This is a genomic window from Bacillus inaquosorum (assembly GCF_023238325.1).
GTDB lineage: Bacteria > Bacillota > Bacilli > Bacillales > Bacillaceae > Bacillus > Bacillus inaquosorum.
Genome location: NZ_CP096592.1, coordinates 567,672 through 582,531 on the forward strand (window position 1 = coordinate 567,672; position 14,860 = coordinate 582,531).

The following is a 14,860-nucleotide window of genomic DNA, read 5'->3' on the forward strand; positions in this document are numbered from 1 at the left end:
ATATTAAATTAATTAGGGTGTTCAAAAGGAGGAACTATTAAATGAGCTATCGAATTGAAAAGGATACTTTTGGAGAAATAAAGGTGCCTGCTGATAAGTTTTGGGGGGCGCAAACACAACGTAGTAAAGAGAACTTCAAAATAGGTTCTGAAAAAATGCCTAACCGTATTGTTAAGGCTTTTGCTATATTGAAGCGCAGTACAGCTATTGCTAATAATCGTCTAGGTAATTTGGATAGTGAAAAAACAGAGGTTATTACAGCAGTTTGTGATGAAATTCTTGAAGGCAAATATGATGATAATTTTCCACTCGTTGTTTGGCAGACGGGAAGCGGAACACAAAGCAATATGAATGTTAACGAAGTTGTAGCAAACATTGCAACAGCTTTATTAAAAGAGAAAGGCTCTATACAAACCATACATCCAAATGATGATGTCAACCGCAGTCAAAGTTCGAATGACACTTTCCCAACAGCGATGCATGTTGCAGGTGTATTAGCTATCTATGAACAATTAGTTCCTGCACTTGATCAACTTCGGAACACATTAGATGAAAAAGCAAAAAAATTCAATGACATTGTAAAAATAGGACGTACACATCTTCAAGATGCTACACCTTTAACTCTTGGACAAGAAATTAGCGGTTGGGTATATATGATTGACCGTTCGAAAGAAATGATATTGGAAGCAACTGAAAAAATGCGTGAGCTTGCTATCGGGGGTACGGCTGTAGGGACAGGCATTAACGCACATCCACAGTTTGGAGAGGTTGTCTCAGAGGAAATCTCGAAGTTTACAGGCCAACATTTTAAAAGTTCACCTAATAAGTTTCATGCCTTAACTAGTCATGATGAAATAACGTATGTACATGGTGCTATGAAGGCATTAGCTGCTGACTTAATGAAAATTGCGAACGATGTTAGATGGCTTGCAAGCGGTCCCCGCTGTGGTATCGGGGAAATTTCAATCCCGGAAAATGAGCCCGGCAGCTCCATTATGCCCGGTAAAGTTAACCCTACACAATGTGAAGCCCTTACCATGATTGCGGCTCAAATTATGGGGAATGATGCAACTATTGGTTTTGCTTCAAGTCAGGGCAACTTTGAACTCAATGTATTTAAACCAGTTATCATCTATAACTTCCTTCAATCCGTACAGTTACTGAGTGATGGAATAAAATCTTTCCATGATCATTGTGCGGTTGGTATTGAACCTAATAAGAAAACCATTGAGGAAAATCTTTCCGGCTCTTTGATGCTTGTCACAGCATTGAATCCTTATATCGGATATGAAAATTCAGCAAAAATTGCCAAGTTTGCTCATAAAGAAGGCTTGACGTTAAAAGAGGCTGCTGTGCAACTCGAATTATTAACGGAAGAACAATTTGATGAGATGGTTAAGCCAGAAGATATGGTGAAACCAAACATTTAAATCTTTTAAGATAAAAACTAGTTACTAATCAGTAACTAGTTTTTTATTTCAATTGTGATGAAACCATTGACATAAGTTTCAATAGAGGAAATTTTAAATACTCCAAAGGAATCATGAGAGAAAACATAACGGATTTCCCCGTTTATTTTTTCAGATTCTATTAAATCTTTGCACCAGGAATCAGTCTATCTAATTGCGGGTAGAATACAAAGTTTATTAGGGCAGAAGTCTTTTTCAACCGTTTCAAAAAAATTGTTTTCAATGCCCATTCTGTCCTTCAATAAACATTTATAATGAATATGATTCACCATCATCAGGCACTAAGACACGAGAGGAGATTCCTTTTTCATGAATAAAAGATTTTAATTCAGCTCTTGATAATCCCCAATGGTTGACAGCCTCCATGTGGCTCACGATGATTTTTGCTTTTGCAGCAGCCTTATACGTTTCATAGATATCTTCTTTACCCATGACGAGAGAACCGCCTTCAAAGAATTGATTATCTCCGCCGTTCACTACAATGATGTCCGGCTGATGTGTATCAATCTCTTCTTGAACCGCATCATACCAGACTGTATCTCCGGCGATATATAATGTTTTCTCACTTTGGTGTTTGAACACAACACCGCATACAAGACCTGCAAGTTTTAGAATTTCTCCTCTTCCGTGTTCGCCTTTTGTTTTAATTAACTGAATGCCTTCAAAGACTGTGTCTTTAGTTAAAACCTCGACGTTTTTAAAACCGGCATTTCGTATTTCTGTTGCATCTTCTTCATTTTGGGAGAACAGCTTGATATCTTTTGGCAATACCTTTTTAGCCGCCTCATCCCAATGGTCGAGGTGTAGATGGGTAACAATAACAGCATCAATATCGTTAATAATATGGTCTACAGAGGCTGGCAATTCAACTAAAGGGTTGTTTTGATCCTGTCTTGGCGCGTTTGGAAATGGCGGATAAGCACCCTTCTCAGCCAACATGGGATCTATTAAAAACGTTTTGCCTGCATATTTGACAACAAGTGTGGCATTACGGATTTGTTGAATGTTCATGTATAACACTCCTTTTTTTTTAGATGTGTATAGTTTACGGGCAGCCGCTGAATAAATACATGGAACAAATCAAGTCTTTCTGTCGATTGACTTGATTTTTGAAAGTATGTAATTTATTTTGTATAAATTGTCATTAAGGCAGAATCAGGTTAATTAAATGAAACGAATGTTAAAGTAATGTGCAGGACTGCACCTTTTAGAGAGATGATGAACAGAAAGATTTTAGAAGGGATTTGATTTCATGTTGGATCACACAGACATGCAAATATTAGAGGAGTTATCTCAAAATAGCCGTATTACAATGAAAGAATTAGGTGAGAAAGTTCATTTAACAGGTCAAGCAGCAGCCTCAAGGGTTGCCAAATTAGAAGACAACGGTGTCATTGAGGGATATACAATTAAAGTGAACCAAGTGAAATTAGGGTGTTATATACATGCTTTGCTTAATATCTATACAAAAAGCACCCATCATCAGCCATACCTGTCATTTATCAAAACACAAGAGAAATATGTCATCAATAATTATAAAATCAGCGGTGATGGCTGTTATCTTCTTGAATGCAGATTTCCGTCTAATGAAGCGTTAGATCAATTTTTAGTGGAATTAAACAAGCATGTCAATTATAAATTATCGATTGTGATTAACAAGTAGAGGCTCTTTCTCTTTAATAGCTAAATAATCTGTGAGGTCTAAGTCCTCTCAGCCGCATCAAGATACCAAGGGATGCAGCCCTTGGTATTTATTATGCCTTCATTTATTTTTGAAGTTTACTCATCCAGCCTAAATCGTCTTCCTTACTTTGCAAATCGCCGGGCAGCTGCCACGCACATGATAACGGCAATATTCACTGTAACGAGTGCCCAGCCCACTTTCTCGTGCAGAATTACTGAGGCAAGCAGCAGTCCAAAGAAGGGCTGAAGAAGCTGCAGCTGCCCAACCGCCGCAATTCCGCCTTGGGCGAGACCTCGATACCAGAACACGAAGCCGATCAGCATGCTGAATAAGGACACATAGGCAAGACTGAGCAGCGCAGGCACGCCGATGCCCGACCATGAGTCTGGTGTAAAAAAGAACGACAAAGGCAGCATCAGAGGAAGCGACAGAACAAGTGCCCAAGAGATCACCTGCCAGTTCCCCAGACGCCGTGAAAGCCTAGCCCCTTCTGCATAACCAAGACCGCATACGACGATAGAAGCCAGCATGTACGCGTCGCCAAGCGGGGATGATCCTCCCCCCTGGATCAGGGCGAAGCCTGCTACTAGTAAGCTGCCAGCAGCTGAAAAAATCCAGAAGACTGGACGGGGACGTTCCCCTCCGCGCAGGACGCCGAAGATCGCCGTCGCAAGCGGAAGAAGCCCAATGAAGACAATAGCATGTGCGGATGTGACATACTGAAGCGCTAAGGCTGTCAGCAACGGGAAACCGATCACCACGCCGAATGCTACCACCAATAGTGAAATGATGTCTCTTTTGGCAGGATGCTGCTGCCGGAAAATGAGAAGGAGACCCCCAGCCAATACACCAGCTATCGCAGCGCGGCATACGGTGAGGAACAATGGGGTGAAGTCCGTCACAGCTAAGCGGGTTGCAGGCAGCGAGCCGCTGAAAATGAGTACGCCTATAAAACCATTTATCCAGCCATTTGTTGTTTTGTTCATTGCAATCACTCCAAATATGGTTCTTTTTAATGATCTGGATTTTCTTAACAAAACCAGTATCTAAGGATTACAATGACTATAAACTGGAATTGGCCTTTTATAAACAGCCAGTTTTCATAAAAAAATGCATACCAGTTAGGAGAACAACGTGCAAATGGATATCACGCCTTTTTTGAATAGAAATCTGGATATTCCGCTTTATCAGCAGCTTTATCGGTATTTCAAAGAAAACATGCACCAGGGGCGTATTCAAAAAGGAATGAAGCTCCCTTCAAAAAGACTCCTGGCGAGTCAGCTTTCCATCAGTCAAACGACTGTAGAACGTGCCTATGAACAGCTTGCCGCTGAGGGCTATATCGTGAGTAAGCCAAGAAGCGGATGGTTTGCTGATTATCATGATTCTGATTTTGCCTATCGTAAAATGCCAAGCGCATCACTAATTAAAGAAAAAGCACAAGAAAATAAACAATGGATTGATTTTCACTATGGAAATGTAGATTCTTCTTACTTTCCTTTTTCCGCATGGCGAAAAAGCATGGTCAATAGTTTAGACCAATATGGCCACGAGCTTTATCGTCCGGGAAATGATTTAGGAGAGTTTGAGCTGAGAACACTCATTGCAGAGTACCTGTATCAATCACGCGGTGTTCATTGTATCCCCGAACAAGTCATCATAGGTGCCGGGAACCCGATTCTTCTGCAAATCTTGTGCCAAGTTTTTGAGCCGAATATTTCCATAGGATATGAGGATCCCGGTTATCCAAGAGCACGCAAGATTTTTGAAGCCAATCGCATGAATATTCTTCCTATACCAGTTGATGATGAAGGAATCTGTATACAGAAGATCAAAGAACAGCAGCCAAACCTTGTATACGTTACGCCTTCTCACCAATTTACGCTGGGAACCATTATGACGATTAACAGAAGAATTCAGCTGCTCAAATGGGCGGCTGAAAATCAATCATTTATTATAGAGGATGATTATGATGGGGAATTTAGGTACACAGGACAGCCGGTTCCTTCCTTGCAAGGGCTTGACCAGCATAACCGTGTCATTTATATGGGCACTTTTTCTAAGTCTCTTCTTCCCTCGCTGCGTATCAGCTATATGATTCTTCCTTCGCCTCTTTTAAAAAAAGGCCATGACATCACGTCATTATATAAGCAAACGGTGTCCTGCCATAGTCAGCTGACGCTAGCTGAATTTATAAAAAATGGAGAGTGGCAAAAACACATCAACAGAATGAGAAAGCTTTACCGTAAAAAAAGAGCCATTTTATTAGAGGCTGTGCAAAGAGAATTAGGAAAGCATGTCAGGATTCGCGGAGAAAACTCCGGGCTTCGCATCTTACTTGACGTTTATTTGCCATTTAGCGAAAAAGAGTTAATTGAGAAGGCAAAGGAGCATGGCGTGAAAATTTATCCTGTTTCTCTTTCTTATAAAAACAATCCTCCTACAAAAACGGTCTCACTTGGATTTGCAGGGGTTTCTGAATTCAACATACGAGAAGGCATAAAAAAACTGAAAGCTGCTTGGAAGATATGAGAGGTCTTTCAGCTTCGTTTAGAAAATAAAGATGCTTTAATATTCGAAATGGTTAAAGACGACTAGTTTTTATATGATAAAAACCAAATAGTTATTGTTTTACGTTTTAACAACTTAAACTCAGTAAAGATCGATAATCGCACCGTAAGTATCTTTAGTATAACTAGGGAAGAGTGAAGTCAAGTTGAGATACCTTAGGAATCATTAGGGGATGACGGCTTTAAAAATATCAACAGCAATGAATGACAATACTGAAGATATGAGTGCCTTCAGTCTCCAGCTCATAATAAGTATTGGATGATTTTTTTATTGATCCCCTTTTTACAATACCAATTAGAACCTTCTGCATCATAGGCAATTGATGAAGCTGTAGATGAAATTTTTTATTTGCTGATGTCGCAGTGCTACAATAAACAAGTACACAAATGACAAAATAGAGGTGTAAGCATGAAGTTAGATGAGTTTACAATTGGTCAGGTATTCAAAACGAAATCTTTAAAATTAACAAAAGATGATATTATGCGGTTTGCAGGTGAATTTGACCCTCAATATATGCATTTAGATGAGGAAAAAGCGAATAAAGGCAGATTTAATGGCATTATCGCTTCTGGCATACAAACGCTGGCCATTTCTTTTAAACTTTGGATTGAAGAAGGGTTCTATGGAGACGATATTATTGCCGGAACAGAAATGAATCATATTACATTCATAAAACCCGTTTATCCAGATGATGAACTGCATACAATTGTTGAGGTTCTTGATAAGCAGCCAAAGAGAAACGAAATGGGAATACTCACTGTATTGTTATCTACTTTTAATCATAAAGAAGAAAAAGTATTTGAAGGTGAGTTATCGGTATTGATTAAGCAATAACGCAGAAAGCCCGCTTTTCTAAAGCGGGCTTATTTAAATACTAAGAATGTTTTAGCGGGTTTCTTTTGAAAAATAGGAGGTTAAAATATCATGAACAATAGGTAAAGAAGTAAATCCCTCATTTTCTAAAAAATGACCCCCGTGTTGGACTTCATAAAACGCAGCGTCAATTTGTTGTGCCAGATCCTTGCTCCATGCAAATGGCACAATTTGATCGTCCTTAGAAGCAATGACAGCACGGTGCTTTGCGGACCTGATGATTTTTTGATCATCAAATGATCCCTGTGTAAATTCATCTAACATCTTTAAATTGGACAATGATTTGGCAAAGCCGGAAACAAGAATGATTCCGCCAAGCTGTTCGCGCAATTGAGTACGTTCCAAAAACCTCAAAATGGCAGGGCACCCTAAGCTGTGTGCAACCAAATACGTATTCTCATGTAAATGGTGTTGATACAAAGAGAGTGTATCCAGCCAATCTTCAAGTCTTGGCTCAAGCGGATTAGGCATGTCCAAAACTTCTGCTTGAATCCCGTCTGCGAGCAGGCGTTTTTTTAGCCATGGAAACCAATGGTTTGCTGAGGAGGCTCTGTAGCCATGAATGATATAGACTTGTTTTGTCATCTTTTTCTCCTAATAAAATATTTTTATTTAGTATAAAATTCCTCTCATTGGGAGACAAGTACGCACTTTTTTGTAAGTGGTTTTTATTCATGAGGTGCGCCTTGTGTTATTCCCCACTTGCACATTTCATCTATGAGGGGATACAAAGACAGCCCTCTGTCTGATAACGAATACTCTACTTTGAGGGGGATTTGAGAAACCTCTGTCCGATGAATAAGGCCGTCGGTTTGTAATTCCTTGAGCTGTGCGCTTAACATTTTATGGGTGATTAAGGGCATAGCCCGTTTCAGCTCTCCGTATCTCATCGTTTTTTCACATCCTAACTCATAAAGAATTCTCATTTTCCATTTGCCCCCTATAAGAGATAAGGTGTATTCAAATGGGGCTTGTTTGCTGCGGCATAAGCTATTCAATGTAATCAAACCTCCTCTTTTAAAAGTATAATATCAGAATGAATCAGGATTTTCGGTGTTCTGATCTGGAAGCGTACATGTTTGATCTCGTTTGTATGAAGGATACCGAGGAATGTAAGTTCCTTGGTATTTGTATTTTAAACGGACTGCTAAATCTCATCTGCATCGTTGAATGTTCTAAGTCATAAAGGGTTACCTTATCTTTAAGATTTGATATTCTTCGGTTTGTATATGGGATAAAATGTTATAAGAAGCAATCCTCTTACAAAAATTCCTGATTAACCTTTTTTAAAAGCATGTTTTTAGCTGAAAAAATCTATTATGGTATAGTTAAATATAACGAAATATTTAAGAAATGAGGAATGGTATGGATACAATCAAAAAACGTAAGAAATTTAAGGCGAAAATGATTCTGCAAGTCATCATGGTTATAATCGGAGGAATTATAGCGGCATATGGACTAGAAACAGTGCTTATTCCAAACAGTGTATCTGATGGAGGGGTGACTGGTCTTAGCATCGTTGGTTCACAGCTATTCAATTTGCCGCTGGGAATTTTGATTGCTGTTATTAACATTCCGTTTGTGTGGTTAGGATATAAGCAAATTGGGAAAAGCTTTGCGTTATTATCAATTATCGGAATCGTATCACTTGCTGCGGGTACAAGTTTTTTCCACCATACCCCGGCTATCATAGAGGGAGATACCTTGTTAATTACCGTTGTTGGCGGGATTATCCTTGGATTCGGAATGGGGTTAGCGCTGCGTAATGGCGGCGCATTAGATGGAATTGATATGCTTGCTGTGCTGCTTTCCCGAAAACTGCCATTTGGAACGAGCGATCTCATTCTATTCTTAAACTTATTTGTGTTTATTTTTGTTTCCACAGTATTTGGTTTGCAAGGGGCGTTGCTTTCAGTCATTGCTTACTACATTGCATCCAAAGTCATTCATGTGGTTGAGGAAGGTTTAAGCGGTTCTAAAACCTTTCAAATTATTACCGCCGAACCTGAATTAATGGTAGAGACCATACGTGATCAATTAGGCCGAAGCGCCACATATAAAGACGCTTACGGGGGATTTTCCCACGAGAAGTTTAAAGAAATCACATGTGTCATCAACCGCTTAGAAGAAACCAAACTAAAGGAAATTATTAATGATATTGATAAAACCGCCTTTGTTACCGTATATGACGTAGCTGAAGTGAAGGGCAGCAATTTTAGAAAACTTAATCATCATTAGAAAAAAATGACCTTTCACCATCATCTATTGGACATGTAATCATCAGTCGTATCATAGAAATACCAAGGGTTTTGCGCCCTTGGTATTTTTTGCATTTTACTGATTTAAAGCAATTTAAATCTTATCTTCTGCTTGTTGTTTCAATTTTATTGATTCTGTCTCTATACTTTTCTCCCCAGTCATTCATATGCAGGATAACACGTTCTAACGTTCTGCCAAACTCAGTTAGAGTATTCCACTTTTGGAGGGACCTGTTTATAAACCTCGCGGTGAATCACGCCATCCCGCGCACCTAGAGGGTAAGATCTTTAGTGCGGGCAAAAACAGCAGAGAAACAAATTTAAATGGCATTCTTTAACTCGAATTTATAAGGAGCAGCTTTTGACTTTGGATAAAGGTATATAAAGTGAGACTTCTCATAATGGGACTTGACACTAAGAAAATAAATTTCATTTGATGTTTCGAATATAAGTGATTGATTATATAAATAAAAACTTATATAATCGCGGTGTAACAAAATCTAATGATTTTGGCGCTTTGGGGCGTGACTCAGATTTTGTTTTCGGAGTTTATTTTGTCATCGCAATTTATGTGTTTGAAATACTTGAAATCACTCATAATGGAGGATTATTCAATGAAGATGATTATAGTTGGTTCGGTTGCAGCTGGTACGTCTGTTGCGGCAAAAGCACGAAGAAATAATGAAAACATTGATATTACAGTTTATAATGCAGATTATGATATTTCATATTCAATTTGCGGTATTCCATACTTTTTAGGCGGGGAAGTAGAAAATCTGAGTTCCCTGACTCCTAGAAGTGCTGCATGGTTTAAAGATCGATATCATGTTGACATCTTTACCCGCCATGAAGTGACTCAAATCAATATTGAACAAAAGAGCGTTGTGGTGAAGGATCTTGAAACGGGAATTGAAAAGATTGATTCATACGATTCGTTAGTTCTCGCCACAGGCGCATCGCCAATCACTCCAAATACCCCTGGTGTTGATAGAGAGCATGTCTTTCAAGTAAGGACGATACAGAATACTGCTCAAATTGATCAGTATTTGACAAAAGAAAATCCTAAAAGAGCAACGATTATTGGAGCGGGCTATATTGGACTGGAGTTAGCTGAACAGCTTACCCGCAAAGGGTTGGACGTAACCTTGATTCAACGCAGTCACCAAGTTATGCCACACCTTGATAAGGATATGGCGTTTAGAGTTGAAGAAGAACTTCGAAGAAATGGAGTGCACTTGTTATTAAATGAAGAAGCCACATCCATAGAGGAAAAATCAGTTCATACAAGATCAGGGCAGTGCATTGAATCAGATATTGTGATTTTAGCTGCCGGTGTCCGGCCTAATACGAAAATTGCAGCAGACGCTGGTGTTGCCCTTGGTTCAACCGGTGCGATTGCAGTGAATTCAAAAATGCAAACGAACGTAAAGGATGTCTATGCAGTGGGTGATGTTGCAGAAAGTTATTCCTTGATTACAGGTGATCCGGTTTATCGCCCGTTGGGATCTACTGCAAATAAGATGGGACGGATTGCAGGGGATGTACTTACCGGCGGGGATCTGGAGCATCGCGGCATCCTTGGAACAGGTATCCTGAGAGTGTTTGCCTTAACTGTAGGGCAAACCGGGCTAAGCGAAAAAGAGGCAAGAGAGCATGGGTATGACGTTGAAGTTCTATATAATCTCAAACCTGCGAGAGCTGACTATTTAGGCGGCAAAGAATTGGTGATAAAGGCTGTAGCAGATAAATCCACGGGGCGTATTCTCGGTGTCCAAATTGTTGGGGAAGAAGGCGTAGATAAGCGTATCGATGTGTTTGCAACAGCTATTACGTTTAAAGCGAAAGCAGAGGACTTATTCCATTTAGATTTGGCATATGCTCCGCCATTCAGCACCACCAAAGATCCAGTTATGTATACGGGAATGGCTCTTGATAATGCAATCAAAAACAAAAATCGTTTAATCACGCCAAATGAATTAACGAAAAGGATGGATAATGGAGAACGTTTGCAAATTATCGACACAAGGGCTGAAAAACAGTATCGCGTCTCACACGTGCCTGATGCATTGAATATTCCTTTGTCAGAACTTCGGGAACGTGCAAACAAACTAGATCCTGATCTCACCACAATCACTTATTGCAATAGCGGGGTAACAGGAAATGCAGCCCAAAACATTTTGATCAATATGGGAATAAAAGACGTTTACAATCTTTCCGGAGGAAACAAAAACTTTCAAACATATATCAAGCTAAAGGGTAATGTATAATCAATTAGCCTATATAATGATTTAATTATATATTGATTTAAAGGAGGGACTCATATGACTGTTGATACAAAAATAGGAGTTGCTGCGATGACCCGCTGTTTAAAAACACTTAGTGATCAAACAAGGCTTATGATGATGAAAATATTTCTTGAAAAAGAATATTGTGTCTGTCAATTGGTTGATATGTTCGAAATGAGTCAGCCTGCTATCAGCCAGCATTTGCGAAAATTAAAAAACGCGGGATTTGTGAACGAGGACAGAAGAGGGCAATGGCGTTATTATTCAATAAATAAATCATGTCCCGAGTTTGATACACTGCAATTACTCTTACATCAAATCGATCAGGAGGACGAATTGTTAAAGCACATTAAACAAAAGGAAACTCAAGCGTCTTGCCAGTAAGGAGGTATTAGATTGACTTCAGTCATTTTGGCGTTATTCATCTTTTTATTAACTTTAGTATTAGTCATATGGCAGCCGAGAAACTTGTCTATAGGATGGTCAGCCTGTGGAGGAGCTGTTTTGGCTCTAATAGCCGGGGTTGTGAATTTTCATGATGTGTTAACTGTGACAGGGATTGTTTGGAATGCGACATTGGCTTTTGTAGCAATCATTATTATATCTTTAATCCTTGATAACATCGGTTTCTTTGAATGGGCAGCGCTACATATGGCAAAGGCTGCAAAAGGAAACGGTGTGCGCATGTTCGTTTATGTATCTATATTAGGAGCGATAGTAGCTGCTTTATTTGCAAATGACGGTGCGGCTCTTATATTGACACCGATTGTATTAGCGATGGTCAGAGCTTTAAACTTCAATGAAAAATTGGTTTTTCCTTTTATCATTGCCAGCGGGTTTATTGCAGATACGACCTCGCTTCCATTAGTAGTGAGCAATTTGGTCAACATCGTTTCAGCAGACTATTTTCATATCACGTTTATTGATTATGCATCCAGAATGATTGTCCCGAACTTGTTCTCGTTACTGGCAAGTATCATTGTACTTTACCTTTTCTTTAGAAAAAGCATACCAAAACGTTATGATCTGACTGAGGTAAAAAAACCTGTTGAAGCCATAAAAGATCAGAACATGTTCAAGCTATCATGGTATATCTTGGGGTTGTTGTTAGTTGGATACTTTGCAAGTGAATTCTTATCTATCCCTGTATCAGTGGTAGCGGGTATCATTGCAATCTTTTTCTTAATTGCTGCACAAAAGAGTCCAGCCGTTCATACAAAAAAAGTGCTGAAAGAAGCGCCGTGGGCTATTGTGTTCTTTTCAATTGGCATGTACGTTGTTGTGTACGGTGTCCGTAATGCTGGATTGACAGATGTCCTTTCAGATGTGATTCAAGCCATGGCTGATCAAGGAGTGTTTGCAGGTACGATTGGAATGGGCTTTATTGCGGCGATTCTTTCTTCCGTTATGAATAACTTGCCGACTGTCATGATTGATGCACTGGCTATTGCCGGCACAGATACACATGGGATGATGAGAGAAGCGCTCATATATGCAAATGTCATCGGTTCAGATTTAGGACCTAAAATAACACCGATTGGTTCCTTGGCGACACTATTATGGCTCCATGTCCTTTCACAAAAAGGTGTGAAGATTTCCTGGGGCACGTATTTTAAAACAGGAATCATTCTAACAATCCCAACACTATTTATTACACTTGTCGGCCTGTACATTTGGCTGATGATTATTCATTAACCGGAAAATCGTAATGAAAAAGAACCTATAAAAGGTTCTTTTTTTCATTACATGGCTTGTTGTTTTTAGTCATAAAAGGTGAAATGAATGTGTTGACTCTTACCTTCGAGGATACCTTAGTATAAAGAACACGGAAAGGAGGAATTGAAGTGTATACCGTTCGTGAAGTTGCAAAGTTAGCTCACACAACAGTGAAGACGTTACATTACTATCACAAATTAGGCCTTTTGATTCCGGAGCAAACGACGGAAGCAGGCTACCGTTTATACGGAAAAAAGGATATCGAACGATTACAGCAAATCCTTTTTTACAAAGAACTGGATTTTCCTCTCAAAGAAATTCAACAATTATTAGATGGAGAAACTGATAGAGAAAATATGCTGATCCAGCAAAAATATTTATTAGAACAAAAAATCGAACGATTTAAAGGACTGGTCAAGACAATCAATTCCTCTATCAAAAGTGCCAAAGAAGGAGTCGATTTAGATATGGAAACAATGTTTAAAGGTTTTGAAACTGAAGATGAATGGGAAGAAGCCTTAAAAGACCAAAATGAACATTTGAAAAAAGAGTATGATTTTGATTTATCCAATCAAACAATTGATGTAGAAGCAATGAACGATTCTGCCATAGAAGCGCAGTCATTTAATGAAGATATGGTTCGATTCTTGCAAGAAGGCTTCTCGGCAAACGATCCAAACGTTATGGATCGAGTAAAAGAACACTTAGCCTTTTTGAGAAAAAAGGGGCATCCATCAACACCGCAAGACTTTCTAAATCAGACAGAGTTTTTCATCGCTGATGAGTTTCATAGAAATATGCTTGAGCAATTGCAAACAGGTTACGCTTATTTCCTGAATAAAGCAGCAGCTACTTATTTGGCAAATATAAAATAGCATTCAATCATAAGCCATTTATTGCCCAGTTTCAAAAAGAGGTTATAAATGAAAATATGTTTTTACCAGGTAACGAATAAATGAGATACCAAACGATGTTTGGTATCTTTTTTGCTTTAGAGTTTGTTACCCCTTTTAGAAGAAAAATGGGGGATTAAAATCTGATTCATTTTATTTCCTTTTAGGTAGGTGAAACACACTCCGCTGATTGTCACCACCCCGCCTAGCAGGGAGAAGAATACGGGTATTTCACCTATCCACACCCAAGAAATGATCAAGGCCAAAGCCGGTGTTACATAAAGTGAAAGGGTTGCTTCAGAAGCACCGACGAGTGAAGTGACATATGCAAGTGCAAAGTATGGCACAACTGTTGGCAATAAACCTAAATAAACAATAGACAATGTTGCGTTCATGGATGCGTTTATCATCTCTCCGCCTAAGCCTGGCAAAAAAACAAGCATAGGTACTGTTCCGCCCCAAATTGTAAATGTAACGAATGGAATAAAACCATATTTTTTGATGTAACGGGGTTGAAAAACGAAGTAAATGCTTTCTGAAAAAGCTGCCAGCAGAATGACCACAATACCTTTCAATGAATATGTATAGTCTCCTGTCCCAAATGCAATTAATGACACACCGAATAAACTGATGATAGAGCCTATCCATTTAGTAAATCCAAAATGCTCCCTAAAAAACAGGCAGGATAACATAGCAGAAAAGATTGGTGCTGTGGTGACGAGTAAGCTTGCAACTCCGGCACTCACTGTTTTTTCACCGATATTCAGCAAGCTGTGATAGAGTGCAAAACCTAAAATTCCTAAAAAGAAAATGGCAGGAATGTCCTTCATGTCAGGTAAGCGCATCTGTGTAAAAACCGCAAAAAGCAACAATGCCAGAGAGCCGACTAATAAACGAAATAAAGCAAGATGTTCTGGTGTGTAATCTTCCAAGCCTGCGCGAATCCCAGGAAAAGCTGATGCCCACAAACCGATCATCAGACTGTTAGATATGATCATTTGAACTGTTTTCTTTCGCATATTTCTCCCTCCTCTTTACAAAAACCAACCAGTTATTTAATGTGTTTCTATACTAATAAAGATTTGGTGATATGGCTTCAACCAGTTAAACG

General features: G+C 39.1%; 14 protein-coding genes and 1 pseudogene. 9 read left to right on the forward strand and 6 right to left on the reverse strand.

Annotated elements, in window-relative coordinates:
- Positions 1–41: 41 nt before the first annotated feature.
- On the forward strand, positions 42–1,430 hold the full coding sequence (gene fumC / locus M1M80_RS02935; protein WP_060397993.1) for a class II fumarate hydratase: 1,389 nt from the start codon (positions 42–44) through the stop codon (positions 1,428–1,430).
- A gap of 288 nt (positions 1,431–1,718) precedes the next feature.
- Here the strand turns inward: fumC and M1M80_RS02940 are convergent, their stop codons facing one another.
- On the reverse strand, positions 1,719–2,480 hold the full coding sequence (locus M1M80_RS02940) for an MBL fold metallo-hydrolase (RefSeq protein WP_060397994.1): 762 nt from the start codon (positions 2,478–2,480) through the stop codon (positions 1,719–1,721).
- Between the two features lie 241 nt (positions 2,481–2,721).
- Between M1M80_RS02940 and M1M80_RS02945 the strand changes: the two genes are divergently transcribed.
- On the forward strand, positions 2,722–3,132 hold the full coding sequence (locus tag M1M80_RS02945) for an Lrp/AsnC family transcriptional regulator (RefSeq protein ID WP_003240524.1): 411 nt from the start codon (positions 2,722–2,724) through the stop codon (positions 3,130–3,132).
- Between the two features lie 143 nt (positions 3,133–3,275).
- Here the strand turns inward: M1M80_RS02945 and M1M80_RS02950 are convergent, their stop codons facing one another.
- A complete protein-coding gene (locus M1M80_RS02950; RefSeq protein WP_060397995.1) occupies positions 3,276–4,139 on the reverse strand; it encodes a DMT family transporter in 864 nt (287 codons plus the stop codon).
- Positions 4,140–4,293: 154 nt separating this feature from the next.
- On the opposite strand from M1M80_RS02950, the gene pdxR reads away from it, so the two are divergent.
- Both pdxR and M1M80_RS02960 read left to right on the forward strand, forming a co-directional pair.
- The gene (gene pdxR / locus M1M80_RS02955) at positions 4,294–5,685 is read left to right on the forward strand and encodes a MocR-like pyridoxine biosynthesis transcription factor PdxR (RefSeq protein ID WP_060397996.1); all 1,392 of its coding nucleotides are present in this window, start codon (positions 4,294–4,296) and stop codon (positions 5,683–5,685) included.
- Between the two features lie 447 nt (positions 5,686–6,132).
- Positions 6,133–6,558 carry a MaoC family dehydratase gene (locus M1M80_RS02960; protein ID WP_003240530.1) on the forward strand — a complete coding sequence of 142 codons (426 nt, stop codon included), beginning with the start codon at positions 6,133–6,135 and terminating at the stop codon, positions 6,556–6,558.
- 51 nt (positions 6,559–6,609) lie between these two features.
- On the opposite strand, the gene M1M80_RS02965 is transcribed toward M1M80_RS02960, so the two are convergent.
- Together M1M80_RS02965 and M1M80_RS02970 are read right to left on the reverse strand one after the other, a co-directional pair.
- The gene (locus M1M80_RS02965) at positions 6,610–7,182 is read right to left on the reverse strand and encodes an alpha/beta hydrolase (RefSeq protein ID WP_060397997.1); all 573 of its coding nucleotides are present in this window, start codon (positions 7,180–7,182) and stop codon (positions 6,610–6,612) included.
- A gap of 83 nt (positions 7,183–7,265) precedes the next feature.
- Complete coding sequence (locus tag M1M80_RS02970) at positions 7,266–7,595, reverse strand: winged helix-turn-helix transcriptional regulator (RefSeq protein ID WP_060397998.1); 330 nt, start codon at positions 7,593–7,595, stop codon at positions 7,266–7,268.
- 367 nt (positions 7,596–7,962) lie between these two features.
- On the opposite strand from M1M80_RS02970, the gene M1M80_RS02975 reads away from it, so the two are divergent.
- Positions 7,963–8,835 (forward strand): YitT family protein, encoded by an 873-nt coding sequence (locus M1M80_RS02975; RefSeq protein ID WP_060397999.1) that lies wholly within the window; start codon positions 7,963–7,965, stop codon positions 8,833–8,835.
- 121 nt (positions 8,836–8,956) lie between these two features.
- Here M1M80_RS02975 and M1M80_RS02980 read toward each other — a convergent pair.
- Positions 8,957–9,122 (reverse strand): annotated as a pseudogene (locus M1M80_RS02980) (winged helix-turn-helix transcriptional regulator); the annotation flags it as partial.
- A gap of 347 nt (positions 9,123–9,469) precedes the next feature.
- Between M1M80_RS02980 and M1M80_RS02985 the strand changes: the two are divergent.
- The 4 genes from M1M80_RS02985 (at position 9,470) to M1M80_RS03000 (ending at position 13,731) form a co-directional block, all read left to right on the forward strand.
- The gene (locus M1M80_RS02985; RefSeq protein ID WP_060398000.1) at positions 9,470–11,122 is read left to right on the forward strand and encodes an FAD-dependent oxidoreductase; all 1,653 of its coding nucleotides are present in this window, start codon (positions 9,470–9,472) and stop codon (positions 11,120–11,122) included.
- Positions 11,123–11,176: 54 nt separating this feature from the next.
- Entirely contained in the window at positions 11,177–11,524 is a 348-nt protein-coding gene (locus tag M1M80_RS02990) for an ArsR/SmtB family transcription factor (protein WP_060398001.1), read from the forward strand.
- A gap of 12 nt (positions 11,525–11,536) precedes the next feature.
- Complete coding sequence (locus M1M80_RS02995; RefSeq protein ID WP_060398002.1) at positions 11,537–12,835, forward strand: arsenical efflux pump membrane protein ArsB; 1,299 nt, start codon at positions 11,537–11,539, stop codon at positions 12,833–12,835.
- Positions 12,836–12,984: 149 nt separating this feature from the next.
- A complete protein-coding gene (locus M1M80_RS03000; protein WP_060398003.1) occupies positions 12,985–13,731 on the forward strand; it encodes a MerR family transcriptional regulator in 747 nt (248 codons plus the stop codon).
- Between the two features lie 116 nt (positions 13,732–13,847).
- Here M1M80_RS03000 and M1M80_RS03005 read toward each other — a convergent pair whose 3' ends face one another.
- The gene (locus tag M1M80_RS03005; RefSeq protein WP_060398004.1) at positions 13,848–14,768 is read right to left on the reverse strand and encodes a DMT family transporter; all 921 of its coding nucleotides are present in this window, start codon (positions 14,766–14,768) and stop codon (positions 13,848–13,850) included.
- Positions 14,769–14,860 lie beyond the last annotated feature (92 nt).

Excerpts from the sequence above, each read along its gene's own strand:
- fumC (WP_060397993.1), top strand. The coding sequence starts at position 42 with ATGAGCTATCGAATTGAAAAGGATACTTTTGGAGAAATAAAGGTGCCT.
- M1M80_RS02940 (WP_060397994.1), bottom strand. The coding sequence starts at position 2,480 with ATGAACATTCAACAAATCCGTAATGCCACACTTGTTGTCAAATATGCA.
- M1M80_RS02945 (WP_003240524.1), top strand. The coding sequence starts at position 2,722 with ATGTTGGATCACACAGACATGCAAATATTAGAGGAGTTATCTCAAAAT.
- M1M80_RS02950 (WP_060397995.1), bottom strand. The coding sequence starts at position 4,139 with ATGAACAAAACAACAAATGGCTGGATAAATGGTTTTATAGGCGTACTC.
- pdxR (WP_060397996.1), top strand. The coding sequence starts at position 4,294 with ATGGATATCACGCCTTTTTTGAATAGAAATCTGGATATTCCGCTTTAT.
- M1M80_RS02960 (WP_003240530.1), top strand. The coding sequence starts at position 6,133 with ATGAAGTTAGATGAGTTTACAATTGGTCAGGTATTCAAAACGAAATCT.
- M1M80_RS02965 (WP_060397997.1), bottom strand. The coding sequence starts at position 7,182 with ATGACAAAACAAGTCTATATCATTCATGGCTACAGAGCCTCCTCAGCA.
- M1M80_RS02975 (WP_060397999.1), top strand. The coding sequence starts at position 7,963 with ATGGATACAATCAAAAAACGTAAGAAATTTAAGGCGAAAATGATTCTG.
- M1M80_RS02985 (WP_060398000.1), top strand. The coding sequence starts at position 9,470 with ATGAAGATGATTATAGTTGGTTCGGTTGCAGCTGGTACGTCTGTTGCG.
- M1M80_RS02990 (WP_060398001.1), top strand. The coding sequence starts at position 11,177 with ATGACTGTTGATACAAAAATAGGAGTTGCTGCGATGACCCGCTGTTTA.
- M1M80_RS03005 (WP_060398004.1), bottom strand. The coding sequence starts at position 14,768 with ATGCGAAAGAAAACAGTTCAAATGATCATATCTAACAGTCTGATGATC.